General features: G+C 59.5%; 27 protein-coding genes and 1 tRNA gene. 15 read left to right on the forward strand and 13 right to left on the reverse strand.

Going from position 1 to position 23941, the window contains the following annotated elements:
- Window positions 1-16 precede the first annotated feature (16 nt).
- Window positions 17-853, reverse strand: coding sequence for a cell envelope integrity EipB family protein (locus RWJ89_RS09155; protein ID WP_131663936.1), 837 nt, complete (start codon window positions 851-853; stop codon window positions 17-19).
- A gap of 136 nt (window positions 854-989) precedes the next feature.
- On the opposite strand from RWJ89_RS09155, the gene RWJ89_RS09160 reads away from it, so the two are divergent.
- The 5 genes from RWJ89_RS09160 (at window position 990) to RWJ89_RS09180 (ending at window position 4381) form a co-directional block, all read left to right on the forward strand.
- Window positions 990-1460 (forward strand): RidA family protein, encoded by a 471-nt coding sequence (locus RWJ89_RS09160; RefSeq protein ID WP_131663935.1) that lies wholly within the window; start codon window positions 990-992, stop codon window positions 1458-1460.
- The gene (locus RWJ89_RS09165) at window positions 1457-2176 is read left to right on the forward strand and encodes a glycerophosphodiester phosphodiesterase (protein WP_077981116.1); all 720 of its coding nucleotides are present in this window, start codon (window positions 1457-1459) and stop codon (window positions 2174-2176) included. The genes RWJ89_RS09160 and RWJ89_RS09165 overlap by 4 nt, the downstream gene beginning before the upstream one ends.
- A gap of 179 nt (window positions 2177-2355) precedes the next feature.
- Window positions 2356-3546, forward strand: a complete 1191-nt coding sequence (locus RWJ89_RS09170; RefSeq protein WP_316030864.1) for a GNAT family N-acetyltransferase — start codon at window positions 2356-2358, stop codon at window positions 3544-3546.
- Window positions 3547-3601: 55 nt separating this feature from the next.
- Entirely contained in the window at window positions 3602-4033 is a 432-nt protein-coding gene (locus tag RWJ89_RS09175; protein ID WP_131663934.1) for an HIT family protein, read from the forward strand.
- A 57-nt stretch (window positions 4034-4090) separates the two neighbouring features.
- Window positions 4091-4381: a Dabb family protein gene (locus tag RWJ89_RS09180; protein ID WP_077981119.1), complete on the forward strand. Its 291-nt coding sequence runs from the start codon at window positions 4091-4093 to the stop codon at window positions 4379-4381.
- A gap of 71 nt (window positions 4382-4452) precedes the next feature.
- Here the strand turns inward: RWJ89_RS09180 and clpA are convergent, their stop codons facing one another.
- From clpA to RWJ89_RS09210, 6 genes are all read right to left on the reverse strand, one after another.
- Window positions 4453-6945 carry an ATP-dependent Clp protease ATP-binding subunit ClpA gene (gene clpA, locus RWJ89_RS09185; RefSeq protein ID WP_077981120.1) on the reverse strand — a complete coding sequence of 831 codons (2493 nt, stop codon included), beginning with the start codon at window positions 6943-6945 and terminating at the stop codon, window positions 4453-4455.
- A gap of 10 nt (window positions 6946-6955) precedes the next feature.
- Window positions 6956-7306: an ATP-dependent Clp protease adapter ClpS gene (gene clpS, locus RWJ89_RS09190; RefSeq protein ID WP_017988219.1), complete on the reverse strand. Its 351-nt coding sequence runs from the start codon at window positions 7304-7306 to the stop codon at window positions 6956-6958.
- Window positions 7307-7582: 276 nt separating this feature from the next.
- Window positions 7583-7954 carry a phasin family protein gene (locus RWJ89_RS09195; RefSeq protein ID WP_077981121.1) on the reverse strand — a complete coding sequence of 124 codons (372 nt, stop codon included), beginning with the start codon at window positions 7952-7954 and terminating at the stop codon, window positions 7583-7585.
- Between the two features lie 272 nt (window positions 7955-8226).
- On the reverse strand, window positions 8227-8430 hold the full coding sequence (locus tag RWJ89_RS09200; RefSeq protein WP_003539277.1) for a DUF3126 family protein: 204 nt from the start codon (window positions 8428-8430) through the stop codon (window positions 8227-8229).
- 140 nt (window positions 8431-8570) lie between these two features.
- Window positions 8571-9404, reverse strand: a complete 834-nt coding sequence (gene cysE, locus RWJ89_RS09205) for a serine O-acetyltransferase (protein ID WP_003539276.1) — start codon at window positions 9402-9404, stop codon at window positions 8571-8573.
- Between the two features lie 127 nt (window positions 9405-9531).
- Window positions 9532-10317 carry an alpha/beta fold hydrolase gene (locus RWJ89_RS09210; protein WP_132609636.1) on the reverse strand — a complete coding sequence of 262 codons (786 nt, stop codon included), beginning with the start codon at window positions 10315-10317 and terminating at the stop codon, window positions 9532-9534.
- Between the two features lie 158 nt (window positions 10318-10475).
- On the opposite strand from RWJ89_RS09210, the gene RWJ89_RS09215 reads away from it, so the two are divergent.
- Entirely contained in the window at window positions 10476-10721 is a 246-nt protein-coding gene (locus RWJ89_RS09215; RefSeq protein WP_003539274.1) for a zinc-finger domain-containing protein, read from the forward strand.
- A 27-nt stretch (window positions 10722-10748) separates the two neighbouring features.
- Window positions 10749-11903: an FAD-dependent monooxygenase gene (locus tag RWJ89_RS09220; RefSeq protein WP_168256468.1), complete on the forward strand. Its 1155-nt coding sequence runs from the start codon at window positions 10749-10751 to the stop codon at window positions 11901-11903.
- Between the two features lie 28 nt (window positions 11904-11931).
- Here RWJ89_RS09220 and RWJ89_RS09225 read toward each other — a convergent pair whose 3' ends face one another.
- Window positions 11932-13122 (reverse strand): cystathionine beta-lyase, encoded by a 1191-nt coding sequence (locus RWJ89_RS09225; protein ID WP_221953896.1) that lies wholly within the window; start codon window positions 13120-13122, stop codon window positions 11932-11934.
- Between the two features lie 362 nt (window positions 13123-13484).
- On the opposite strand from RWJ89_RS09225, the gene RWJ89_RS09230 reads away from it, so the two are divergent.
- From RWJ89_RS09230 to RWJ89_RS09245, 4 genes are all read left to right on the forward strand, one after another.
- Window positions 13485-14510 (forward strand): amino acid ABC transporter substrate-binding protein, encoded by a 1026-nt coding sequence (locus RWJ89_RS09230; RefSeq protein WP_020049756.1) that lies wholly within the window; start codon window positions 13485-13487, stop codon window positions 14508-14510.
- A gap of 102 nt (window positions 14511-14612) precedes the next feature.
- Window positions 14613-15815, forward strand: a complete 1203-nt coding sequence (locus RWJ89_RS09235; protein ID WP_131642270.1) for an amino acid ABC transporter permease — start codon at window positions 14613-14615, stop codon at window positions 15813-15815.
- 1 nt (window position 15816) lies between these two features.
- The gene (locus RWJ89_RS09240) at window positions 15817-16971 is read left to right on the forward strand and encodes an amino acid ABC transporter permease (protein ID WP_131642269.1); all 1155 of its coding nucleotides are present in this window, start codon (window positions 15817-15819) and stop codon (window positions 16969-16971) included.
- A gap of 35 nt (window positions 16972-17006) precedes the next feature.
- A complete protein-coding gene (locus tag RWJ89_RS09245; protein WP_011651798.1) occupies window positions 17007-17780 on the forward strand; it encodes an amino acid ABC transporter ATP-binding protein in 774 nt (257 codons plus the stop codon).
- A 58-nt stretch (window positions 17781-17838) separates the two neighbouring features.
- Here the strand turns inward: RWJ89_RS09245 and RWJ89_RS09250 are convergent, their stop codons facing one another.
- A complete protein-coding gene (locus RWJ89_RS09250) occupies window positions 17839-18435 on the reverse strand; it encodes a hypothetical protein (RefSeq protein ID WP_316030865.1) in 597 nt (198 codons plus the stop codon).
- Window positions 18436-18905: 470 nt separating this feature from the next.
- On the opposite strand from RWJ89_RS09250, the gene RWJ89_RS09255 reads away from it, so the two are divergent.
- Together RWJ89_RS09255 and RWJ89_RS09260 are read left to right on the forward strand one after the other, a co-directional pair.
- The gene (locus RWJ89_RS09255) at window positions 18906-19340 is read left to right on the forward strand and encodes a DUF3597 domain-containing protein (RefSeq protein WP_131642266.1); all 435 of its coding nucleotides are present in this window, start codon (window positions 18906-18908) and stop codon (window positions 19338-19340) included.
- A 158-nt stretch (window positions 19341-19498) separates the two neighbouring features.
- Window positions 19499-19810, forward strand: coding sequence for a hypothetical protein (locus tag RWJ89_RS09260; RefSeq protein ID WP_131663988.1), 312 nt, complete (start codon window positions 19499-19501; stop codon window positions 19808-19810).
- A 188-nt stretch (window positions 19811-19998) separates the two neighbouring features.
- Here RWJ89_RS09260 and RWJ89_RS09265 read toward each other — a convergent pair whose 3' ends face one another.
- The gene (locus RWJ89_RS09265; RefSeq protein ID WP_131663925.1) at window positions 19999-20178 is read right to left on the reverse strand and encodes a hypothetical protein; all 180 of its coding nucleotides are present in this window, start codon (window positions 20176-20178) and stop codon (window positions 19999-20001) included.
- Between the two features lie 407 nt (window positions 20179-20585).
- Between RWJ89_RS09265 and RWJ89_RS09270 the strand changes: the two genes are divergently transcribed.
- Window positions 20586-20876 carry a DUF982 domain-containing protein gene (locus RWJ89_RS09270; RefSeq protein ID WP_131663923.1) on the forward strand — a complete coding sequence of 97 codons (291 nt, stop codon included), beginning with the start codon at window positions 20586-20588 and terminating at the stop codon, window positions 20874-20876.
- Between the two features lie 84 nt (window positions 20877-20960).
- Here the strand turns inward: RWJ89_RS09270 and RWJ89_RS09275 are convergent, their stop codons facing one another.
- Window positions 20961-21800, reverse strand: coding sequence for an isocitrate lyase/PEP mutase family protein (locus RWJ89_RS09275; RefSeq protein ID WP_168281810.1), 840 nt, complete (start codon window positions 21798-21800; stop codon window positions 20961-20963).
- 237 nt (window positions 21801-22037) lie between these two features.
- Between RWJ89_RS09275 and RWJ89_RS09280 the strand changes: the two genes are divergently transcribed.
- The gene (locus RWJ89_RS09280; protein ID WP_312887199.1) at window positions 22038-23207 is read left to right on the forward strand and encodes a DUF7256 domain-containing protein; all 1170 of its coding nucleotides are present in this window, start codon (window positions 22038-22040) and stop codon (window positions 23205-23207) included.
- Between the two features lie 148 nt (window positions 23208-23355).
- Here the strand turns inward: RWJ89_RS09280 and RWJ89_RS09285 are convergent.
- Both RWJ89_RS09285 and RWJ89_RS09290 read right to left on the reverse strand, forming a co-directional pair.
- A tRNA-Arg gene (locus RWJ89_RS09285) sits at window positions 23356-23432 on the reverse strand.
- A 57-nt stretch (window positions 23433-23489) separates the two neighbouring features.
- Window positions 23490-23795, reverse strand: a complete 306-nt coding sequence (locus RWJ89_RS09290) for an ETC complex I subunit (protein WP_131642223.1) — start codon at window positions 23793-23795, stop codon at window positions 23490-23492.
- Between the last annotated feature and the right edge of the window lie 146 nt (window positions 23796-23941).

Raw genomic sequence — 23941 nt, forward strand, 5'->3', positions numbered from 1 at the left:
GGCGAGACCCCGTCGCCTACTTGCAAACCTCGGCCTTGCGGTCGAGCAATTCCAGCTTGGCGAGCTTGCCGGTCAGGACGAAATCGCCATAATCCATCGTCAGGTCGCGGGTGATGCCGTTCTCATAGAGCTTGAAGGACATGCGGTAGACCGGCACAGCATCCGATTTCGCATTCTCGTTGAAATAGGCGATCGTCACCGGCCAGAAGGCAGTCTTGGAAAAGGCGCCGGCATTGCCGGCATCGGCTTCCTCGGCGATCGGCGTCTGCTGCTTGCCGACGATCGTCGTCGTCGCCAGCGACTTGTCGCCGTCGTCTGAACCGTCGAAGACGCGCGCCTCGAAGAAGCGCTTGCCGTCCTTGGCGTGCTGGATCACATCGAGCATATGTTCTGTGGGAAAGCGGCTTTCTAACAGCTGCAGTTCGCGGCTCGCCGGCTGCTTGAGATCGACCTTGACACCATCGGGCTGGTCCTGAGCCGCACCGTTGACCTCCTTATCGAGCTGGTCGTCGGTGAAGGATTTGGTGTCGAAGGTGAACTTGCCGTCCTTCAGGTTCTCGAAGGTCTTGGTCTGCTGGTCGCTGACACGCACGCTGTCGTCGGTCTCGATCTGCGTCACGAAGCGGAAGTTGGTGGTGAAGCCCTGGCAGTAGCTGCCGTCGAACTCATAGACCATGCGACCGTACATGCCGGCGATGCCGGAGCGGTCCGAAGCGTCCTTCAGTTCCAGATCGTAGACCGCGCGATGGGCGACGAGGCCGGTCGCGATCGCAGCGCTAACCGCGGGCGCAGCCGCCCATGCATTGGCGGAAACGCTGGCGAGAAGCAGAGCGACAAGACTCGATCGGAACATTCATTAACTCCTGTTGGACTCGGTCGCGATGTTATAAGAACGCTTTCGGCCAAATCGAGGCTCGAAACTGTCATATTGAAGAATCTAGTCTTGATGCATAATTTTTGAAGAATTGACAACAAAAGCGGAGACGAAAATGCCCGATGAAATTGCGGCTCGCCTGATTGAGATGGGGATAACCCTTCCCGAAGCCGCAGCACCTGCTGCAAATTACGTTCCCTATGTCATCAGCGGCAATCTTCTCTACATCTCCGGCCAGCTGCCGCTCGAAGGCGGCAAGGTCACTGTCTCGGGCCATCTCGGCACGACAGTCGACGTTGCAACGGGTCAGCGCGGCGCCGAACTCTGCGCCATCAACATCCTTGCCCAAGCGAAGGCGGCACTTGGCGGCGATCTCGGCCGCATCCGGCGCGTTATCAAGCTCAACGGCTTCGTCGCCTCGGCGCCCGACTTCGTCGAGCAGCATCTCGTCATCAACGGCGCTTCGAACCTGATTGCCGGCGTGCTTGGCGAAGCCGGCAAACATGCGCGTGCCGCCGTCGGCATGGCGGCCCTGCCGCTGAATGCCGCCGTCGAGATAGACGCTATCATGGAAATCGCAAAATGACCAATGTTGCCTGGATCAGGGAACTGCCGGTCGCCCACCGCGGCTATCACGACCTCAACACGCATGTCTGGGAAAACACGCTTTCGGCCTTCTCGCGCGCTGTCGAAGCGGGCTTTGCGATCGAATGCGACCTGCACTACGCCTCCGACGGCGTGCCGGTCATCTTTCACGACGAGGACCTGCAGCGCCTGTGCAATCTCAACGGCGACATCCGCGAGCGCACCTCCCGGGAACTCGGACTGATCGCCGTTGGCGGCACGAGCGACAAGGTGCCGACGCTGCGCCAGCTTCTCGATCTCGTCGAAGGCAAGGTGCCACTGGTGCTGGAGCTCAAGGGGCGCGAGGCCGATGACGAAGGTTTCGCCGAAGCTGTGCTCGAGGTCCTCGAAGGCTATGAGGGCAAGGTGGCGCTTATGAGCTTCGACCACTGGCTGCTGCGCGACCTGAAGGCGCTTGGCTCACCCTACCCGCTCGGGCTGACCGCCAACGGCAACACGCCGGAAGAGTTCAAGACGCATGAAAAGGCGATGGAGATCGGTCTCGATTTCATCTCTTATTATTATGACGACCTGCCGAATGCCTTCATCACCGGCGAACGCGAAAAGGGCATTCCCGTCATCACCTGGACGGTGCGTGACGAAGAGGCGCGCCGACGCACATTCGCCAATGCAGACCAGATGACCTTCGAAGGCTTCGATCCGCGTGCGACTGCTTGACGCTCGCTTTTTGGCCAAGATCATGCGCAGACTGCTGCATAACTCCTTAAATCGGATCCATTTGAGGATAAATTATGCAGCAACTCAAAGTGTTACAGCGTCCTTTGCGCGTCTGAAAAGACGCGCGGCGCTGTAAGGCAGAGCCGAGACAATCCTCCCACAGGCTTCGCATTTGTCCCATGACTGATGAATTATCCATTCGCGTAGAACGCTCCTTCACCGCGATTTCCCCGGAGAGCTGGTCCAGGCTTTCCGGGGCGTCGAAGACCTGCGCTGCGATTGCCTACAACCCTTTCGTTTCGCACGCCTTTTTATCGTCGCTGGAGGAATCCGGCTCCGCCGACGCCGAGACCGGATGGCTCGGCCATCATCTGCTGCTCGAGACCGGGCGCGGCGAGTTGATCGGCGCCCTGCCCGGCTATCTCAAGAACCATAGCCAGGGCGAATATGTCTTCGACCATGGCTGGGCCGACGCATTCGAGCGGGCCGGCGGGCGCTATTATCCCAAACTTCAGTGCTCGATCCCGTTCACCCCGGCGACAGGCCCGCGGCTTCTTGTCGCCGAGGGGCTGCAGCGGCTGCCGATCCAGAGCGCGATCGCCGAAAGCCTGAAGGAGGTGGTGTGCCGGCTCGGCATCTCCTCGGCCCATATCACCTTCGTGCCGGACGAAGAGATCGGCGTCTTCGAGATGGACGGCTATCTGCACCGCACCGACCAGCAGTTCCATTTCATCAATGACGGCTATGCCGATCACGAGGATTTTCTCGAAACGCTTGCCTCGCGCAAACGCAAGGCGTTGCGCAAGGAACGTCGCGCCGCCCTCGAAAACGGTATCAGCATCGACTGGCTGACCGGCCGCGACCTGACGGAACGCATCTGGGACCAGTTCTTCAAGTTTTACATGGATACCGGCGGGCGCAAGTGGGGCCGGCCCTACCTCACCCGTAAGTTCTATTCGCTAATCGGCGAACGCATGGCCGACGATATCCTGCTCGTCATGGCCAAACGCGACGGGCGCTATATCGCCGGCGCGATCAATTTCATCGGCGGCGATACGCTCTACGGTCGTCACTGGGGCTGCATCGAGGATCATCCCTTCCTGCATTTCGAGGTCTGCTATCACCAGGCGATCGATTTCGCCCTTTCGAAAGGGCTGAAAAGGGTCGAGGCTGGAGCGCAGGGCGAACACAAGCTCGCCCGCGGTTACCTGCCGGTGACGACACATTCCGCCCATTATGTCGCGCATGCCGGCCTTCGCCGGGCGATCGGCGACTATCTCGCCCGCGAGCGCGCCGATGTCGAACAGATGAGCGAGTTGCTGACCGAGCACAGCCCTTTCCGCAAGGGTGAGCGCCAGCAGGAGGATTGACGCCGCCGCACCGGCCGCGCTACCCGAATAATCTGGAAACGAGGAGATTTTCGCGATGACCAACCCTGCCGCTTATGACGACAACAACATCTTCGCCAAGATCCTCCGCGGCGAAATCCCCTCGCACCGCGTCTACGAGGACGAGCATACCGTGGCCATCATGGATGTGATGCCGCAGGCGCCGGGCCACGTGCTCGTCCTTCCGAAGGCGGCGTCGCGCAACATTCTCGATGCCGATCCAGCCACCCTCACCCAGGCGATCACCGTGGTCCAGAAGGTCGCCAAGGCGGTCAAGGACGTCTTCGATGCCGACGGTGTGTTCATCGCCCAATTCAACGAACCGGCCGCCGGGCAAACGGTGTTCCATCTGCATTTCCACGTCATCCCGCGCCATGAGGGCACCGCCCTCAAGCCGCATTCCGGCAAGATGGAGGACGGCGCCGTGCTTGCCGGCAATGCCGAAAAGATCAGAGCAGCGCTGGGGTAAGGTCAACCCCTGTCGATTTGAGAGAATTCAATCCAGACAATTATTTGGAACAAGATCATGATCCGCCATACTGTCGCATTCCGCCTGAAGCACGAAGCCGGCTCGGCTGAAGAAACGTCGTTCCTCTCCGACGCGCTGGTGCTTGCCAAGATCCCGAGCGTGCGGAATTTCGAGCAGCTTCGGCAGACGAGTCCAAAGAATGCTTATGCCTTCGGCTTTTCGATGGAATTCGACGATCAGGCTGGCTACGACACGTACAACCTCCATCCCCTGCATGTCGCCTTCGTCCGCGACCGCTGGGTGCCCGAGGTCGCCGATTTTCTCGAGATCGACTACACCAAGCTCTGAAAGGGCGCATGTAGATCCGGACACGAAAAAGGCCGCAGTGACGCGGCCTTTTCCAATTCGGTGACGGTATCTTACTTCTTGCGTGGAACCTTCGGAACCGCGCTTCCCTTCTTCGGGGCTTCGCGGACCTCAGGCTCGGCCTGCGGCACCGCTTTGGCGCGGGTCTTGCGGGCCGCCTTCGTCTTCAGCTCGCCGTCATCCCCATCCTCGGCTTCGGGATGCACGACCTCGGCTTCGGGCTTCGGCTTGATCGGCGCCGTTTCCGAGATGGCTTCGAGCACGATGCCGGGCTTGCCGTCTTCCTTCGGGCCGACGGTGACATTGACGACGCCGCCCTTCTTCAGCTTGCCGAAGAGGATCTCGTTGGCAAGCGGCTTCTTGATCGTATCCTGAATGACGCGAGCAAGCGGGCGGGCGCCCATCTTCTCGTCGTAACCCTTTTCCGCCAGCCAGGCGATCGCATTCTCGTGCAGGTCGAAGGTGACGTTCCTTTCGGAAAGCTGGGCCTCCAGCTGCATGATGAACTTCTGTACGACCTTGTGGATGACGGCCGTCGGCAACGCCGCGAAAGGAATGATCGCGTCGAGACGGTTGCGGAATTCCGGCGTGAACAGGCGGGTCAGCGCCTCCTCGTCCTCGCCGGTGCGCTTGGACGAGCCGAAGCCGATCGCCGCCTTGGCCATTTCCGACGCACCCGCATTGGTCGTCATGATCAGGATGACGTTGCGGAAGTCGATCTTCTTGCCGTTATGGTCGGTCAGCGTGCCGTGGTCCATGACCTGCAAGAGGATATTGTAGATGTCGGGATGGGCCTTCTCGATTTCGTCGAGCAGGACCACGCAATGCGGGTGCTGGTCGACGCCATCGGTCAGAAGACCGCCCTGGTCGAAGCCGACATAGCCGGGAGGTGCACCGAGCAGACGCGAGACCGTGTGCCGCTCCATATATTCCGACATGTCGAAGCGCAGGAGTTCGACGCCGAGCGACGATGCCAGCTGCTTTGCCACCTCGGTCTTGCCGACGCCGGTCGGACCGGAGAAGACATAGGCGCCGATCGGCTTGTTCGGCTCGCGAAGACCGGCACGTGCCAGCTTGATCGAGGTCGAAAGAGCTTCGATCGCGATATCCTGGCCGTAGACCACAGAACGCAGTTCCTGCTCGAGATTGGCGAGCACCGCTTCATCGTCCTTGGAGACGGTCTTCGGCGGAATGCGCGCCATCGTGGCGACCGTTGCCTCGATCTCCTTTTCGGTAATCAGCTTGCGGCGCTTGGACGGCGGCAGCAGCATCTGGGCCGCACCGGTTTCGTCGATCACGTCGATCGCTTTGTCGGGCAGCTTGCGGTCGGAGATGTAGCGGGCCGACAATTCGACGGCCGACTTGATGGCATCATTCGAATAACGCAGGTGGTGATACTCTTCGAAATAGGGCTTCAGGCCCTTCATGATCTCGATCGCATCTTCGATCGACGGTTCGCTGACGTCGATCTTCTGGAAACGACGGACCAGCGCACGATCCTTCTCGAAGAACTGGCGGTATTCCTTGTAGGTGGTCGAACCGATGCAGCGAATCGCGCCCGATGATAGGGCCGGCTTCAGCAGGTTCGATGCATCCATCGCGCCGCCCGAGGTGGCGCCAGCGCCGATCACCGTGTGGATCTCGTCGATGAAGAGCACGGCGCCCGGATATTCTTCCAGTTCCTTGACGACCTGCTTCAGGCGCTCCTCGAAATCGCCGCGGTAGCGCGTGCCGGCGAGCAGCGTGCCCATGTCGAGCGAGAAGATCGTCGCATCGGCGAGGGCTTCGGGAACCTTGCCTTCGACGATGCGCTTGGCAAGGCCTTCGGCGATCGCCGTCTTGCCGACGCCGGGATCACCGACGTAGAGCGGATTGTTCTTCGAACGGCGGCACAGGATCTGGATGGTGCGGCTGACCTCGGCGTGACGGCCGATCAGCGGATCGATCTTGCCGCCCTTGGCCTTCTCGTTGAGATTGACGCAATAGGCCTTGAGCGCATCCTGCTGCTTCTTCGGGCCGCCCTCTTCCTCGCCGCCGCGCGCCGTCGGCTTGCTGCTTTCGGCTTCTTCCTCAGCGCCGCGCGGGGGACGCACATCCGAAGCGCCCGGCCGCTTGCCGATGCCGTGGGAGATATAGTTGACGGCATCGTAGCGGGTCATCTCCTGCTCCTGCAGGAAATAGGCGGCGTGGCTTTCGCGCTCGGCGAAGATGGCGACGAGCACGTTGGCGCCGGTCACCTCTTCGCGGCCAGACGATTGCACGTGGATGACGGCACGCTGGATGACGCGCTGGAAGCCGGAGGTCGGCTTCGAATCCTCGTCATAACCGGTGATCAGGTTGGAGAGTTCGTTATCGACATATTCGACGAGCGTCTTGCGCAAGGTGTCGAGATCGACATTGCAGGCACCCATGACCGCGGCCGCATCGGCATCGTCGATCAGGGCGAGCAGCAGATGCTCGAGCGTCGCATATTCGTGGTGCCGCTCGTTGGCAAAGGTCAGTGCCTGATGGAGCGCCTTCTCTAAACTAGGCGAAAATGTTGGCACGTTCAGATCCTCACTTCTTTTCCATGACGCATTGCAGCGGATGCTGGTGCTGCCGGGCGAAGTCCATCACCTGGCTGACCTTCGTTTCCGCTACCTCGTATGTGAATATTCCGCATTCGCCAACGCCGTGGTTATGGACATGAAGCATGATGCGGGTGGCACTTTCACGATCCTTCTGAAAAAAACGCTCCAGAATATGGATGACGAATTCCATGGGAGTGTAGTCGTCATTCAAAAGCAGCACGCGATAGAGGTTGGGCTTTTTGGTCTTCGGCTTGGTGCGTGTGATGACCGAGGTTCGATTTGCGTTGTCCCCGTTCCTTTCGCTGTCGTTCTGCATCCGGATCGGCTTTGCGATCATTGTCATTCATTCCTCAAGCAATCCGGCGGAGCATGGGAGGGTGCTTTTCCCGCCGAATATCTGAAACACTAACTTAGTTCATAATAGGCTGATTTTAAGCCCCCTGTCAGACACTGCAATCAAGAAATGGCCGGCATGCACGGGAAAGACCAAAAAAGTCCCTGGTCGATCCCATGCGGGCGCTGCAGCGAAAGCGGAAACAAAAAGACCGGCCACAGATGCGTAGCCGGTCCTCGTTTTTCAATATGTCGCGCAGGTTGCGCCGTCAAAATCAATTCATGCGGCAGCAGGCGTCGCCGACGGCGCCGACTTGGCGCTCTTGACGACGGCAGCGGCGATCGGTGCTTCATGGGGCTTGTAGGCTGATTTGGCGAGATCGGCATACATCTCACTGAGCTTCGTGGTCTCGGAGACAAAGCCTTCAAAATACGCCTTAACGTAGCTCGTCTGCAGCTCGAAAGCGGCCTCGAAGCTCTTGACGCCGGCTAGGGTTTCGAAATGCGTCACCGCGTCCTGAAAGGATTTCTTCGAATATTCCGTGGCTTCAGCGGCGATCGCCTGAAAGCCCTTGGTGGTGTCGGAATAGTTTTTCAGTGCCGTGTCGACGGCTTCCTTGCTCTTCTTGTTAGCATCGTCAAAGTTGAACATGAGCCATCCTCCGTTGGGCTGTTGGTGGCGGCAGGGTAGCTGCAACGCACAAATAGTCAAGTAGTCTTGTGCGTTGCAAAACGCCCAGGAGTTGCATGACAATCATATAACAAAGCCCACGCGTCGGGGCACGTACGTCTTTAATTGATTTTGCTAAAATATATCAGAATGCCGCAACCGGAAGTTTTGAACAAATTCTCGCTCCGAATCGAAAAAACAAAAAAGACCGAACGGATCGCGCCGTTCGGTCCCTTTGAAGCATTCGAGCGCGGTCAGAGATCGACGTCGAGGATCGCCATCGAAAAGTTGTAGGAGCGGTCGCCGTCCTCGTCATCAATATAGACGACACCCAGAAATTCTTCGCCGAGATAGACTTCCGCAGAATCATCCTTGCGCGGACGCGCCTTGACGATCATCTGCGGGTTGAACATGCGCTTGAAATAGGCGTCGAGCTTCTTGATTTCTTCTGGCTTCACTCTGTCATCTCCGTAAGCGGTCTTGATTGGCCGCTTCTTGCACAGGAAATGCAGCGGTGTAAAGGCAAGGTTGCCGTTTGCTCATGGCCCTCCCCGTTCGGATCCCGCCGACTTTTCCTATCCTTGTTTCCAATGGGCGCTCAGATATCGGCGCCGATCACCTGGTCCATGTTGCGCGACGGCTCGGAACAACCGGCCTCGCCGACGACCTTGGCCGGCACGCCCGCAACCGTCTTCTTGGGCGGCACCGCCTTCAGGACGACCGAGCCGGCGGCGACGCGTGAGCAGTAGCCGATCTCGATATTGCCGAGGATCTTCGCACCGGCGCCGATCATGACGCCGGAGCCGATCTTCGGATGGCGGTCAGCGCCCTCCTTGCCGGTACCGCCGAGTGTGACGCCGTGCAGGATCGAGACGTTGTCGCCGATGACGGCCGTCTCGCCGACGACGAGGCCGGTGGCGTGATCGAGGAAGATGCCCTTGCCGATACGGGCGGCCGGATTGATGTCGGTCTGGAAGACGCTGGAGGAGCGGCTCTGCAGATAAAGCGCAAAATCACGCCGGCCGCGGTTCAGCAGCCAATGGGCGAGACGATGCGTCTGCAGCGCGTGGAAGCCCTTGAAATAAAGCACCGCCTCCATGAAGCGCAGGCAGGCGGGATCGCGGTCGTAGATCGCCTGGATATCGACACGCAGGATGGAGCTCCAGTCCGGCCAATCGAGGAGCATTTCCTCGAAGGTCTGGCGAAGCAGGTTCGCCTGCATGTCGGGGTGATCGAGACGTTCGCAGATGCGGTGGATGACGCATTCCTCGAGCGAATGGTAGTTGATCACGGTCGAATAGAGGAAGGCGGCGAGAACCGGGTCCCGTTCGGCGGCGAGCCGGGCTTCCTCACGCAGGCTGTCCCAGATGGGATCCATCACCTTCAGCGGATGGCCTGTGTCAAAAGCACGAATGTCAGTCTTTGCGACCATCGCCGCTCTCCTCGTTGCCAGCCGGAATGCCGTTTTCGGAATCCAATATATAGAGGAAAACGCCAATAACATAAATGGGTGCCGTCGCCATGGTTTTTTAGTATGGTTTTTCGGCATCACGATGTTGTCAGCGATGGGCGACCTTTGCGTAGAAGGCCAGAACCGCCTGCTTGAAAACCCTATCGCCGACGGCGAGCATATGATCGCGGCCGGGAATATCGAGCGCTTCGGCATTTTGCATCAGCGCCGCCAATTCCTGCGGCGAGCCGGCGATATCATCCTTGGTGCCGACGCCGATCAGCGTCGGCATGTCCAGCTTGGCCATGTCGGAGCGGGCGACGAGATCGCGCGAGCCGCGTATACAATCGGCAAGGGCGACGCGGTCGCTCTTCGTCTGCTCGGCGAAGGCGCGGAACATGCGGCCGCGGGCATGCGTGACCGCGTCCAGCGATGGAGCCAGCAGCGCATCGGCAATCGGGTCCCAGTCACCGACGCCGTCGGTCATGCCGATGCCGAGGCCGCCGAGCACCAGCGAACGGACGCGATGCGGATTCGCAAGCGCGGCAAAGACGGAGATGCGCGCGCCCATCGAATAGCCCATGACATTGGCTTCGGGGATGCCCAGATGATCCAGCAAGGCGATCGCATCGCCGGCCATGACCCAGGGACGATAGGCTTCGGCATCGTGCGGCTTGTCGCTTGCGCCGTGGCCGCGATTATCCATGGCGATCACCCGGTAGCCGGCATCACCAAGCGTCTTCAGCCAGCCCGGATGCACCCAGTTGACGTTTGCGGTCGAGGCAAAGCCGTGGATCAACAACACGGGGACGCCGGCAGGATCGCCCTCATCGAAGAAGGCGAGCTGCAATCCATCATGGGTGAAGCTTGAAAATGTGGGCGTATTCAGGTTCATCGGGCCTTCCTTTTTGGCGCGACCATAGTCGAGCGGCCTTTCATCGTGAAGCCAAAAACTGTGGCTAAAAACTGTGCCTGGCGCGGCGCTTTGGCTCTACACATTTGCGGCGAAGGCTTATAAGGTTCGCGTAAATTTCAAAGCATTCGGAGAGCGACATGGCCGGCCACAACATTCCTCACTTCCAGAACGACGGCGGTCACCGCGTTATCGAAGTCGGCGTCAAGGAATTCATGTGCACCGGCGCTTCGGCTCCCTTCGATCATCCGCATATCTTCATCGACATGGGCGACGACAACGAGAAGGTCTGTTCCTACTGCTCGACGCTCTATCGCTTCAATTCCGCGCTCAAACCCAGCCAGACCAATCCGGCCGGTTGCGTTTTCCACGTGAAGGCGGCGTAGTCAGTCCAGATCCGGATCGGACGGACAATGCCGGTCGAACATGCCGCCATCATCGGCGCCGGGATATCAGGGCTGACCGCTGCCCTTGCGCTTTCGCGCCGGGGTATCAGCTCGGAGATCTTCGAGCAGGCGGGCGAACTCACTGAAGTCGGCGCCGGATTGCAGGTTTCGCCGAACGCTTCCCGCATCCTTGCCGAACTCGGTATCCTTGAAGGCCTGTCAAAGGTCTGGCTCGAGCCGGACGCGATCCGGCTGATATCGGGTGGGTCGCTCCGCCAGCTCGCGGCGGTGCCGGCCGGCAAATTCGCGCGGGAACGCTGGGGCGCTCCCTATGGCGTCCTGCACCGCACCACATTGCAGAAAGCCCTTTTGGCTGCGGTTGCGGCCGATCCGCTCTGCCGGCTTCACCTCGGCGTGCGGATAGATTCGACCCTACCGCTTTTCGAGCGGGCGGCCGATGTCGTCATCGGCGCCGACGGCGTCTGGTCGAAGCTCCGGCAAGCCGTTCCGGGCAGCCCCTCGCCGCGCTTTTCCGGCAATATCGCCTACCGCTTCACTGTTGCCGAGGATGAGGCGCCCGGTTTCCTCGACCGGGCAAGCGTTTCGGCCTTCCTCGGCGGCTCGGCGCATCTCGTCTGCTATCCGTTGCGGGAAACCGGCAGCTTCAACATGGTGGCAATCACCGCCGGCAATATCGCGCCGCAGGCCTGGCAAAGCGAGCCGACGGCCGAGCAGCGGGCGCAGCTACGGGCGCGCCTTTCCGGCTGGAACACCGCGATCGTCTCGTTGCTCGAGATAAATAGGAAGCTGACGTTCTGGCCGCTGTTCGAAACCACATCAGGCGCATGGCAGGACGGCCGAAAGACGGTTCTGATCGGCGACGCCGCGCATGCGATGATGCCTTTTGCCGCCCAGGGAGCGGCGATGGCGATCGAAGACGCCTACGAACTCGCCACATTTCTTTCGAACAGCCCCGTGGCGGAAGCGCTGGCGCTATTCGAAAGACATCGGGCGCCACGCATTGCGAGGCTTCGCCAGCGCGGCGCCTTCAACCGGTTTGCCTATCATGCGAAAGGGCCGATCCGGATCGGCCGCGATCTTGTGCTCGGCCTCAAGCCGCCGCTAAGCCTCGCGGCAGATCTCGACTGGATCTACGGCTATCGGGCTGTCGATCTGCCTTGAGGCGCGACCAGCGATAAAGCGTGTCTGGTCAGACGGCGCTTGCCGCCGCAAAACCCAGTTCGATATCGGCCTTCAGGTCGGCCACGTCCTCGATGCCGATCTGCAGGCGGATGACCGGACCCTCCGTCGGCGCCTTGGCGATCTTGCGATCGTTGAGATTGGCATGCAAAGCGAGGCTTTCAAAGCCACCCCAGGAATAGCCGAGGCCGAAAATCCTGAGCGCGTCGAGGAAGGCATGCGCCTTTGCTCTGGACTTCTCGGGACCGTCGGCGGCCAGCACGAAGGAAAAGATGCCGCTGGCGCCTTTGAAATCCCGCTTCCAGAGATGGTGCGAGGGAAAACTCGGCAGGGCCGGATGCAGCACGCGGGCGACATCCTCCCTGCCCTCCAGCCATTCCGCGATATCAAGAGCGCTTTCATAGTGCCGCTCGAGGCGCAGGCCCATGGTGCGCAATCCGCGCAGGATCTGGTAGGCATCATCGGGTGCGCCGCAGATGCCGAGCACACCGTTTGCTTCCTTCAGCCGCTCCCAATGCTCGGCATTGGCCGAAACCGTTCCGAGCAGGATGTCGGAATGGCCGGACGGATATTTCGTCGATGCGTGGATGGAGATGTCGACGCCGTGATCGAGCGGCCTGAAATAGACCGGCGTCGCCCAGGTATTGTCCATCATGACGACGGCGCCGTGGCGGTGCGCAACTGCCGAGATCGCCGGAATATCCTGCATCTCGAAGGTGTTGGAGCCGGGAGCCTCGGTGTGGACGAGCTTCGTGTTCGGCCGGAAGAGCGTCTCGATGCCGGCGCCGATCTCCGGATGGTAATATTCCACCTCGACGCCGAGGCGCTTCAGCATCGTGTCGCAGAAATGGCGCGTCGGGCCATAGACCGAATCGACCACCAGCGCATGATCGCCGGCAGCGACGAAACCCAGGAACGGAATGGTGACGGCCGCAAGGCCCGACGGCACAAGGATCGTTCCGGCCGAGCCTTCGAGTGCGTCGATCGCCTCGCAGAGCGCATCCGTCGTCGGTGTGCCGCGCGTCCCGTAAGTGTATTTCTGCGTGCGCGTCTCCATCGCCCGCGCATTCGGAAACAGCACCGTCGAGGCATGCACGACCGGCGGATTGATGAAGCCGTGATAGTCGAAAGGGTCGTTGCCGATATGGGTCAGGCGGGTGTTGATGCCGGCATTCTGCAGGAAGCTGTCTTTGTCTTTCATGTCGGGAATAGCCTTTGGCGACGGAGACGCAAAAGTGGACTTTTGGACGCCCTGCCATATCAGGTCAACCCCTTGAAGATCGGTTGCAGGCGACGATCCGAAATGATGGAAATTTCGATTTTCGCGTTATTTTTCCGCAACCAGGCGCCTATTTCCTAGTCAACAGCCCATGAATGCAGCGCTATCTGCCAAAATGTTGCATTTCGCCGCAATTATTGGGCGCGACACTTGACCATGGTGAGATTTGCGACTGTGATAGGGTCTCTCGCGCCGGGAGGGTGTCGAGACAATGGGGAGGCGGCACGGATTGTCGGCACGCACTCTCCACAAGAAAAGATAAGACAACGGAAAAGGTTGGGAAAATGAAAAATAAGCTCCTGTCGGCCGCCATCGGCGCAGCAGTTTTGGCAGTTGGCGCCTCGGCCGCCTCCGCCACCACTCTCTCAGACGTCAAGGCAAAGGGTTTCGTTCAGTGCGGCGTCAACACCGGCCTTACCGGCTTTGCCGCACCTGACGCTTCCGGCAATTGGGCCGGCTTCGACGTCGACTTCTGCAAGGCAGTCGCTTCGGCTGTGTTCGGCGACCCCACCAAGGTCAAGTACACGCCGACAAATGCGAAAGAACGTTTCACCGCCCTCCAGTCCGGCGAAATCGATGTCCTCTCGCGTAATACGACCTGGACGATCAATCGCGACACCGCACTCGGCTTCAATTTCCGTCCTGTCACCTATTATGACGGCCAGGGCTTCATGGTCCGCAAGGGCCTGAACGTGAAGTCGGCTCTCGAACTCTCCGGCGCCGCAGTCTGCGTGCAGTCGGGCACGACTACCGAACTGAATCTCGCCGATTACTTCAAGACGAACAATCTGCAGTACAATCCGGTCGTCTTCGAAAATCTTCCTGAGGTCAACGCTGCCTACGACGCCGGTCGTTGCGACGTTTACACGACCGACCAGTCCGGTCTCTATTCGTTGCGTCTGACGCTGAAGAATCCCGACGAACACGTCATCCTTCCTGAGATCATCTCCAAGGAGCCGCTTGGCCCGGCCGTCCGTCAGGGTGATGATCAGTGGTTCGATATCGTTTCCTGGACGGCTTATGCGCTGATCAATGCCGAAGAGTTCGGCATCACGCAGGCAAATGTCGACGAGATGAAGAACTCGCCGAACCCGGATATCAAGCGCTTCCTCGGCAGCGAGACCGACACCAAGATCGGCACCGATCTCGGCCTGACGAATGATTGGGCCGCCAACGTCATCAAGGGCGTCGGCAATTATGGTGAAATCTTCGAGCGCAACATCGGCGAGGGCAGCCCGCTCAAGATCGCACGCGGCTTGAATGCGCTGTGGAACAAGGGCGGCATCCAGTACGCACCGCCGGTTCGTTGATCGAGCACTGGCAATGACATACCGGGAAGGCGGCCAAGCCGCCTTCCCACTCCAAAAAGTAAAAAGAAAGCCCGAAAACGGGCACAAGGGGATTGGCGCGGCATGACGCATGAGGCTGTGGATACGACACCTTTGCATGGCACCGGCTGGAGTTTCCGGTCGGCAATGTACGACCCGAAATACCGGAGCATATTTTACCAGGTCCTAACAATCGTTGTTCTCGTGGGCTTTGTGTGGTGGGTGGCCCACAACACTGCCGTGAACCTTGCCCGCAGCAATACGGCATCGGGTTTCGGCTTTCTTCGCGGCCGCGCCGGTTTCGAAATCGGCCAGTCGCTGATCGGCTTTTCGAGCGACTCGACTTATGCGCGCGCACTTCTTGTCGGCATTCTGAATACCTTGCTGGTGGCGGTGACCGGTATCTTCACGGCGACCATCATCGGCTTCCTGATCGGGATCGGCCGGCTGTCGCGCAATTGGCTGATTGCCAAGCTCTGCACGGTCTATGTCGAGGTTTTCCGCAACATTCCGCCGCTGCTCGTCATCTTTTTCTGGTATCTCGGCGTTCTCTCCGTCTTGCCGCAGCCGCGTGAATCGGTGGGTCTGCCGTTCAGCATGTACCTCAACAACAGAGGACTAGCCTTCCCGAAGCCAATCTTCGAGACGGGCATGATAGCGGTCGGCATCGCCCTCGTGATTGCGATTGTCGCCACCATCATCATCGCGCGCTGGGCCCATAAACGCCAAGCCGCAACCGGCCAGCCGTTCCACACCGTATGGACGGCAATCGGGCTGATCGTCGGCTTGCCATTGCTGGTCTTCGTTGTCTCCGGCTTTCCGCTCACCTTCGACGTTCCGGTTGCCGGAAAATTCAACCTCACGGGCGGCTCCGTCGTCGGCCCCGAATTTATGTCGCTGTTTCTCGCTCTGTCCTTCTATACCGCCTCGTTCATCGCCGAGATCGTTCGCGGCGGCATTCGCGGCGTTGCAAAAGGACAATCCGAAGCAGCCGGCGCGCTGGGGCTGCATCCGTCGAGCGTGACGAGACTTGTCGTGGTGCCGCAGGCGCTGCGCATCATCATCCCGCCGTTGACGAGCCAGTACCTGAACCTGACCAAGAACTCCTCACTCGCCATCGCGATCGGTTTCTCGGATCTCGTTGCCGTCGGTGGCACGATCCTCAATCAGAGCGGTCAAGCGATCGAGATCGTCTGCATCTGGGGTATCGTCTATCTCAGCTTGAGCATTCTCACGTCGCTGTTCATGAATTGGTTCAACGCCAAGATGGCACTGGTGGAGAGATAAGATGTCGGTCGCCGATAAACCCTTTGTCAGAACGTCCATCCTTGCCGCCGAACCGCCGCCCCCCGGCGAGAGAGGAGCCGTCGCCTGGATACGTCGCAATCTCCTGGCAAGCCCGAAGGACGTGATCCTGACGATCCTGGCTCTTGCGCTCCTCGCATGGGCCGTGCCGCATCTCGTCAACTGGCTGTTCATCCAGGCCGTATGGTCCGGGCCGGACCGCACATTCTGCGCGACAACGATCCAGGGCGGCATCCAGCCTGACGGCTGGAGCGGTGCATGCTGGGCCTTCATCAGCGCCAAGTACGATCAGTTTATCTTCGGCCGCTATCCGCTCGGTGAGCGTTGGCGGCCGGCGATCGTCGGGATCCTGTTCATTCTGCTGCTGGTTCCGATGCTGATCCCGTCGGCGCCGCGCAAGGGCCTGAACGCCATCCTTCTGTTCGCCGTCCTGCCGATCATGGCCTTCTGGCTTCTTCACGGCGGCTTCGGCCTCGAAGTGGTGGAGACTCCGCTCTGGGGCGGGTTGATGGTGACGCTCGTCCTGTCCTTTGTCGGTATCGCCGTCTCCCTACCCGTCGGCATTCTGCTTGCGCTGGGACGCCGCTCGAAGATGCCCGTCATCCGGATGCTTTGCGTTACCTTCATCGAGGTCATTCGAGGCGTTCCGCTGATCACCGTTCTGTTCATGGCAAGTGTCATGCTGCCGCTTTTCCTTCCCACAGGCTGGAACGTGGACAAACTGCTTCGGGCGCTGATCGGTGTGTCGATCTTCACGTCGGCCTATATGGCTGAAGTGATCCGCGGCGGCCTTCAGGCGATCCCGAAGGGACAGTTCGAAGGCGCCGATTCACTCGGCCTCGGCTATTGGCAGAAGACCCGGCTGATCATCATGCCGCAGGCCATCAAGCTTGTAATCCCGAGCATCGTGAACACCTTCATCGGAACGTTCAAGGACACGTCGCTGGTCACCATTATCGGGATGTTCGATCTGCTTGGCATCGTCAAGCTGAACTTCTCCGATGCCAACTGGGCAAGCGCCGTCACGCCGATCACGGGTCTGATCTTCGCGGGCTTCATCTTCTGGCTGTTCTGCTTCGGCATGTCGCGTTATTCAGGCTTCATGGAACGCCATCTCGATACCGGCCACAAACGATAAGAACGCTACAACGATAAGAATGAGGGAAAATAATCATGGCTGAAGCTCCAGCGAAAAAGCTCACCGTTTCCGCGACGGAAGTGGCGGTCGAGATCGTCAACATGAACAAGTGGTACGGCGATTTCCACGTGCTGCGCGACATCAACCTGAAGGTCATGCGCGGCGAGCGCATCGTCATTGCCGGCCCATCAGGCTCGGGCAAGTCGACGATGATCCGCTGCATCAACCGCCTGGAAGAACATCAGAAAGGCAAAATCGTCGTCGACGGCACCGAGCTCACCAATGATCTGAAGAAGATCGACGAGGTGCGGCGCGAAGTCGGCATGGTGTTCCAGCACTTCAACCTCTTCCCGCATCTGACGATCCTGGAAAACTGCACGCTGGCGCCAATTTGGGTCCGCAAGATGCCGAAGAAGCAGGCCGAAGAAGTGGCCATGCACTTCCTGAAGCGGGTCAAGATCCCGGAGCAGGCCAACAAATATCCGGGCCAGCTTTCCGGCGGCCAGCAGCAGCGCGTGGCGATCGCCCGGTCGCTCTGCATGAACCCGAAGATCATGCTGTTCGACGAGCCGACCTCGGCGCTCGATCCCGAAATGATCAAGGAAGTGCTCGACACCATGGTGGGTCTTGCCGAGGAAGGCATGACCATGCTCTGCGTCACCCATGAAATGGGCTTTGCCCGCCAGGTGGCCAACCGGGTCATCTTCATGGACCAGGGCCAAATCGTCGAACAGAACGAACCGGCCGCCTTCTTCGATAACCCGCAGCACGAACGCACCAAGCTGTTCCTCAGCCAGATCCTGCACTAGATCGAAGCGTCCCTTGAAAAGACCCGCCGCACCTTCCGGTTCGGCGGGTTTTTCACGTTCAGCGGGAGGCTGTCGCCTGCAGCAGACTGCAGAGACCGGCAAGACCGGAATCACCGCCGGAGGCGGAGATATCGGCGCAACGGACGAGCATCTTGCGCTGATCATTGACAGGCCTCGCCTGGAAGGCCTCCAGGGTGCGGATCTGGGACGCGCTGAGGCTGCGCTCAGCCGCGGGTCTGCCGCTGCTGCCTGCCCCATCCACCCTGCCGATGGCGAGGTTGGCATCGATGCCATTACCGCTACCGACCGAGGCCGTGGCGTTGGCATCGAGCCGATCAGAACCGCCGGTGCGTGCATTGAGATCGGCATTGACGCCGCGCTCGCCCCCGATCCTGGCGTTGGCGTCTGCGTCGATACCGTTGCCGCCACCGACACTGGCATTGACATCGGCATCGATGCCACCGCCGGCATTGGCGGTCGCATCGCCATTGACCCCGTTCGAGCCGCCAACGGAAGCATTGACACCGGCGCTGACGGCATTGCCTGCATTCACCGACACACCGACATCCATCGCACGCGCATCGCTTGCCGGCATGGCAAGGAGTGCGCAGGTGGATGCGAGCACTGCAAAGGACAGTCCATGGTTATGGGTCATGTTTTCCTCCGTTTCCATTCCGCCGAACGATCTGCCCGGCAGTCGAAAATCGAGGAACGCGCGTGCCTTCGATCGATCGGACGCCTGCAACTACAGGACGTCCATGGCAAGGCAACGTGAAGAGATGACGAAGGTTTCACAGCATGGCCCGGCAAGTCGGTTTGGCGGCGTGCAATGATGTTTCACGGTTATTGAATTCCGAATCGACCGACCGACTGTGCCTAAAGCGGGCATGTCGGCTGACAGTCGGAGGGGTGTTGAAGTATTCCTTCCGATGGCGCCAGCAATCGTCAGCCGGCGGCGAATAGTCCGATGGCAGCTTTTCCTTATGATCGACCACAGCTGTCGCGGGCATTGGCTTCTCCACCAGCGATTGAACATGCTAAAAATAACTCCCTTTCTGCCTGGATATATCAAGCGGGAAGTCCATGTTTCAGCATGTTCTCATTTGAGGGAACTGGAGGTTTAAAATGGGTATTTTCGACAAGATCAAACATGCAATCTTCGGAGAGGCGAAAGCAGCCGAACCCGTTGCTGCCGGCGCGCCGACGACAGAGCCGGCGCCAGCGCCTGCCGCACCGTCGGCAAACCCCAGTCCGGCCCCTGCGCAGCAGAGCAAGCCAGTCCCCACGGCCACAGGCACAGCCACAGTCGATATCGTCCCGATCCTCGATGCGGCTGCGAAAAAGAGCGGTCAGAAACTCGATTGGCGCCGTTCTATTGTAGACCTGATGAAAGCCGTCGGGATGGATGCGAGCCTGACCGAGCGCAAGGAACTTGCCGCTGAACTCGGCTATACTGGCGACACCAACGATTCCGCAAAAATGAACATGTGGCTGCACAAGGCCCTGATGAAGCGGCTTTCGGAAAATGGCGGCAAGGTACCGGCCGATCTCCTGGATTGATCGACGGCGGATGGCTGCCGCCATTTCTAAGACGGCAGCCACCCGGCAAGGTCTTTCGCAGATGCGGAGGGAACAAGGAGTCCCCCTTGCCTGCAGGCGTTGGAACCAATAACGTCGCGCTCGATTACTTCAAAATCGATCGTGGAGAATTAAATCCGATGAGATTGATGGCAGTCGTTGGTGTTGCACTTGGTCTGGGCTGTATATCGGCCGCAGAATCTCCTTCAAACTATCAATCCTACAGCGGCATTCGGGTCGATACTGACCCGGCGCTGCTGGCTCGGTACGACAAAGCGCTTCAGCGGTGCGTGCCGGAGGCAGCCTCATGGCAACGCGGCTCAACGGACCCGCACAGCCTCTATTACAACGCGGCTCTCAGAAGTTGCCTCTATAGGTACAGCTTCGTCGACAGAGGCGTCTACGCCTACCCCATCCCCCAGGTCTACTTCGATCATTTCCTGGATCGCTGAGAAGAGCCCGAGCCCTTCAGAGGTCTGTCAAACAGAAACCCCGCCATTTTGGCGGGGCTGTCCTCAATCGCGATGCTGCTTCTCCTGCAGAATTCCTTAAATCGGAATCGATTTAAGGATAAAATGATGCAGCAGTTCAAAGTGCTGCAGCGTCCTTTGCGTGTCTCAAAAGACGCGCGGCGCTGTCGTCAGCGTTTGCCGCCAGTTGGTGGCCGGCCCTTGCCTGCCGGGCGGTTGCCGCTTCCGGACGCAGTCTTGGCGTCATTGCCCTGACCGAAATTGGTGCCGCCGAGATGGCCGCCGCCGCTGGTATTGGCAACCTGGCGCTGCGCTTTGCGCAACAGTGCCTCTGCATTGGTCTTGCTCATGAAATTCTCCTCAATGGCTGGAAAACCCAGCCGGAATGCCGGCACTGACATCCGCGGTCAAAGACCGAAGGCATATCAGACAGCGACGATGGTGTTGGGGGAGGCTTGCGTCGATCAAAGACTTGCCTGCGTTCATGACGATTCCCCCTCAACCGGCATGACAATCACCCTCCGGCGGCTGCCGGACGGCGCAGAAATCGATTTTGAAAGGAAAGATCAGCTGGGACGCCAAGGGCGCAAACCAAGCTCGACAAGCAATTTCGATAGATGAATCAATATGACGGCAATGTGTTTAAAACAAGTTCCCGGCTTCCTGGCTGGAGAGGCGTTGCCGACTGCTTTTGCCGATTCATAGAGGATAATCATCCTGCAGCGCCGGTTGGAACACTTCTTGCAGAGTTACTAATATGTTTATGATGCAAGGACAAAATGTCATGAATCGGTACACATCGCATCAGTTTCCCGCACTGAGGATCCTCATGAGCGGCCAGGAAAAATACAGCGTCATCAGGACCCTCGGCGACGCCGCCACCATGCTAATTTCTGCATGGCCCGGCGATGACGGCGAGGAGTATGTCGTGGCGGTGAGGACATGCCTCGACGCCATCCGCGGAACCACGCCCCCGGACGCCGCGCGGGAAGCGTTGATCAGAGCGGCAGATGAAGCCGGCATCCGCTACCTCTCGGTCGTTCACTGAGATCGCTCGATCAGATTCCAGAGAAGAATTTGCGGAAAACGCTCGAGCAGTGCAAATCCGCCGCGACTTTTGCTTCTGCCCAACTCATAGCCTGTCCTGGCGCTTCTCCCGTGACATCAGTTGGCTGGCGAATGCAGCGGAGAGCGCGTCGTCGGCATATTCAAACGTACCCGCTGTTTTCACCTCCACAGCGGCGCGCATCAACGCCCCCAGCGCAGCCCGCGCGAAAGAGCCGCCGACACTCACGCGGCGCACTCCGACGCTCGACAGTTCGGCAACAGAATATTTTCGCCCTTTCAAACCCATGACCACGTTGACCGGCTTGTCCACGGCTGCGCAAACGGTTCTGATTGCCTCGATATCCGGCAATCCGGGTGCGTAAAGCACATCTGCCCCAGCGGCCGAAAATGCTTGCAGCCGCTCGATCGTGTCGTCCAGATCGGGTGTCTCCCACAGATAGTTTTCCGCCCGCGCCGTGAGAAGGAAAGGCAGACCCCGTGCAGCCTCCGCTGCGGCGTGGATGCGCTCGACGGCTTGCGACAGCTCGTAGATCGGGGCAGCAGGATTGCCTGTTGCGTCTTCGATCGATCCGCCGACAAGTCCGGTTTCGCAGGCCAAGCGGATGGTTTCCGCACAGGTTTCCGGCGACGCACCGAAGCCATCTTCAAGGTCAGCAGAGACAGGAAGATCGGCAGCGCCAACGATCTCGGCGGCGTTCTCAAGTACCTCATCCCGCCCAAGGCTCGCGAATGAATCCAACTTGCCTTTGGAAAAGGCGTAGCCCGCGCTGGTGGTCGCGAGCGCCTCGAAGCCAAGGCTTGCGAGAAGGCGAGCCGAGCCGGCGTCCCATGGGTTTGGGATGACAAAGGCGCTGTCTCCCTGGTGAAGTGCCTTCAGCCGCTCGAACTTGGCCTTTTGATCCATAAATGCCCCTCACATTTCACTCAGGGCGAGACTAGCATCACGGGAACGAAATGTGAACAGGATGCGCGAACTCGGAGATCCATGCTAAGATTGACGCTGGGCGATGTGGCCCGGTGACGACACAGGCACTCGCCCTCATGAGGCAGCCATTCCTCCGTTCCCCCTTGCATTGAACGTCCAGAAAAAGGGCAGCATATTTGTCACACGGTGGCTTTAACATAGCCGGAGACAACGAAGGTGGCAGACGTTTTGATGCGGAAGCGAGAATTGATGGTTGGCGTGGCCGCGGTCGCGCTTGCAGGCATTCATGGAGGGCGGGTGATGGCGGCGTCGAACGAGAATGTGGATGTCGCGGCGCTCGCAGCCCTGAGGCCCGGAATGCCGATGGCGAAGGTCGAGGCAGCGATGGGTTCCACCTGGAAGCCTCCTGCTCCACATAAAGGCGGCAAGATCGATCTGCTCGAGAACAGCCACGGCTTCGTCGCATGGATCGATCGGAACGGACTGATCGGTATGCTCGACTACGACCATCGCTTCCTCCATCCGGTCGGAGAGATCGCCATGGGAATGAAGATCGAAGAGGTACTCGCTGCCATGCCGTCTCTTGAGATCGGAGACGACCTTCCAATGATGCGAGGCGTGCGCATGGGCGTGCGACGGTTTCCCGAGGGCTACACTCTCCGCGTCCGCCTCACCCTCGAGACCGTCAACGAAATCGGCTTCTCCAACCCCGCGGCGGAATATCCGGAACCGACGGAACCATCCTATCCGGTGGCAACGGGCGCGGCCGGTGCGCCCTTTGCGGACTCGAACCTCAAGCTCGTCGTGCTGTCCTCGCTTCTCGACGCGAAGCAGATTGATCTCGGCACTCCGGCACAGCTCGCAACTCATGTCCTGGGACGAGCCGTCGATCTCGAGGACGACGGGTACGAAATCATTCCTGAGGCCCGGGCCTATCTGGAGCGATATCCACTGACCGACGAGCTTCTCGCCGCCGTGGAGGAGATCGAGTTTGACGGCGGAGGAACCGCCTATGAGTTCGCGTGGTATTTCTGGGATGGCGAGGACGATGTCTTCGACGTGAAAGAGCTGACTGGGATCGAGCTTTGCAGGAACCTCAGAAGCTTTTCTGCAATCTCGATGATCGGAAACGTCGACGTGCGCGCCCTTCTGTCACTGCAGAAACTGGAATATCTGAGGCTCAACACCGGCATAGACCACATCGAAGCTCTGCTCGACTTGCCGAGGCTGAAAGAAGTGAGAGTTCTCGACAACGGGACTTATGATGAGGTCACGACGACCGGCACGCCAGCCAGGCGCACCTTTGATGCACTGAAGGATCGCGGGGTCCGTGTGTGGGTCCATTGGGCGTCTGCCACGGAGCCCACCCCGCCCGCTTTCGAATGATCCGATCTGAGACAACGAACAGCAGGGTACTCATCCTATCGTTTTCAGAAAATGGACGAATCATGCGCCGCCATAAGCGCGCGCAGGGGCAAACCAAGCCGCGCCACCAACTACTACCAATCTCTTCGGGAACGGACCCTTGAAATGATGGCGACCCCTGCAGGAATCGAACCTGCGACAACCTGCTTAGAAGGCAGGTGCTCTATCCAGCTGAGCTAAGGGGCCGTCCGGCGGCCGCGTCTCACGAGCGCGACCGGATGCGGCATATCTGGACCAGAAATCTCAATGCGTCCAGGGCTGCGTGCGGGTATAGCGGAAATTGTCCGGATAGGCGACGACCTGGCGGACCGGATCCTTCGGTGCGATGACGCGGTATTCGATGCCGTTGCGCTGGGCGTAGGCTTCGGCGAGTTCCTGCGTTTCGAAGGTGAGCTTCACCTGCTGGCGCATATCGCCCGAGGAAGTGTAGCCCATGATCGGATCGATCTTGCGCGCCGACTCCTGATCGTATTCAAGCACCCAGAGATGGGTGTTGGCCTTGCCGGACTGCATGGCGGTCTTGGCTGGACGATAGATCTTGGCAGACATGACTGCAGCGTCTCCGACTATGCGGGCAAGCGCCCGCCTTTCATGGTCTCAATCCCGTTGCCGGCCCGTTCTCGGGCCTTGGCAGAGAATAATGCCAAGAGATGAATTTTGCTTAGCCGCGAATCCCCGCTTTTTCAAGAAAAAAG

The sequence above is a fragment of the Rhizobium sp. 10PS4 genome, from assembly GCF_032464805.1.
Lineage (GTDB): Bacteria > Pseudomonadota > Alphaproteobacteria > Rhizobiales > Rhizobiaceae > Rhizobium > Rhizobium laguerreae.

What these genes read in the sequence shown, in the direction of transcription:
- RWJ89_RS09155 (WP_131663936.1), bottom strand. Translation starts at nt 853, where the DNA reads ATGTTCCGATCGAGTCTTGTCGCTCTGCTTCTCGCCAGCGTTTCCGCC.
- RWJ89_RS09160 (WP_131663935.1), top strand. Translation starts at nt 990, where the DNA reads ATGCCCGATGAAATTGCGGCTCGCCTGATTGAGATGGGGATAACCCTT.
- RWJ89_RS09165 (WP_077981116.1), top strand. Translation starts at nt 1,457, where the DNA reads ATGACCAATGTTGCCTGGATCAGGGAACTGCCGGTCGCCCACCGCGGC.
- RWJ89_RS09170 (WP_316030864.1), top strand. Translation starts at nt 2,356, where the DNA reads ATGACTGATGAATTATCCATTCGCGTAGAACGCTCCTTCACCGCGATT.
- RWJ89_RS09175 (WP_131663934.1), top strand. Translation starts at nt 3,602, where the DNA reads ATGACCAACCCTGCCGCTTATGACGACAACAACATCTTCGCCAAGATC.
- RWJ89_RS09180 (WP_077981119.1), top strand. Translation starts at nt 4,091, where the DNA reads ATGATCCGCCATACTGTCGCATTCCGCCTGAAGCACGAAGCCGGCTCG.
- clpS (WP_017988219.1), bottom strand. Translation starts at nt 7,306, where the DNA reads ATGATCGCAAAGCCGATCCGGATGCAGAACGACAGCGAAAGGAACGGG.
- RWJ89_RS09195 (WP_077981121.1), bottom strand. Translation starts at nt 7,954, where the DNA reads ATGTTCAACTTTGACGATGCTAACAAGAAGAGCAAGGAAGCCGTCGAC.
- cysE (WP_003539276.1), bottom strand. Translation starts at nt 9,404, where the DNA reads ATGGTCGCAAAGACTGACATTCGTGCTTTTGACACAGGCCATCCGCTG.
- RWJ89_RS09210 (WP_132609636.1), bottom strand. Translation starts at nt 10,317, where the DNA reads ATGAACCTGAATACGCCCACATTTTCAAGCTTCACCCATGATGGATTG.
- RWJ89_RS09215 (WP_003539274.1), top strand. Translation starts at nt 10,476, where the DNA reads ATGGCCGGCCACAACATTCCTCACTTCCAGAACGACGGCGGTCACCGC.
- RWJ89_RS09220 (WP_168256468.1), top strand. Translation starts at nt 10,749, where the DNA reads ATGCCGGTCGAACATGCCGCCATCATCGGCGCCGGGATATCAGGGCTG.
- RWJ89_RS09225 (WP_221953896.1), bottom strand. Translation starts at nt 13,122, where the DNA reads ATGAAAGACAAAGACAGCTTCCTGCAGAATGCCGGCATCAACACCCGC.
- RWJ89_RS09230 (WP_020049756.1), top strand. Translation starts at nt 13,485, where the DNA reads ATGAAAAATAAGCTCCTGTCGGCCGCCATCGGCGCAGCAGTTTTGGCA.
- RWJ89_RS09235 (WP_131642270.1), top strand. Translation starts at nt 14,613, where the DNA reads ATGACGCATGAGGCTGTGGATACGACACCTTTGCATGGCACCGGCTGG.
- RWJ89_RS09240 (WP_131642269.1), top strand. Translation starts at nt 15,817, where the DNA reads ATGTCGGTCGCCGATAAACCCTTTGTCAGAACGTCCATCCTTGCCGCC.
- RWJ89_RS09245 (WP_011651798.1), top strand. Translation starts at nt 17,007, where the DNA reads ATGGCTGAAGCTCCAGCGAAAAAGCTCACCGTTTCCGCGACGGAAGTG.
- RWJ89_RS09250 (WP_316030865.1), bottom strand. Translation starts at nt 18,435, where the DNA reads ATGACCCATAACCATGGACTGTCCTTTGCAGTGCTCGCATCCACCTGC.
- RWJ89_RS09255 (WP_131642266.1), top strand. Translation starts at nt 18,906, where the DNA reads ATGGGTATTTTCGACAAGATCAAACATGCAATCTTCGGAGAGGCGAAA.
- RWJ89_RS09260 (WP_131663988.1), top strand. Translation starts at nt 19,499, where the DNA reads ATGAGATTGATGGCAGTCGTTGGTGTTGCACTTGGTCTGGGCTGTATA.
- RWJ89_RS09265 (WP_131663925.1), bottom strand. Translation starts at nt 20,178, where the DNA reads ATGAGCAAGACCAATGCAGAGGCACTGTTGCGCAAAGCGCAGCGCCAG.
- RWJ89_RS09270 (WP_131663923.1), top strand. Translation starts at nt 20,586, where the DNA reads ATGTTTATGATGCAAGGACAAAATGTCATGAATCGGTACACATCGCAT.
- RWJ89_RS09275 (WP_168281810.1), bottom strand. Translation starts at nt 21,800, where the DNA reads ATGGATCAAAAGGCCAAGTTCGAGCGGCTGAAGGCACTTCACCAGGGA.
- RWJ89_RS09290 (WP_131642223.1), bottom strand. Translation starts at nt 23,795, where the DNA reads ATGTCTGCCAAGATCTATCGTCCAGCCAAGACCGCCATGCAGTCCGGC.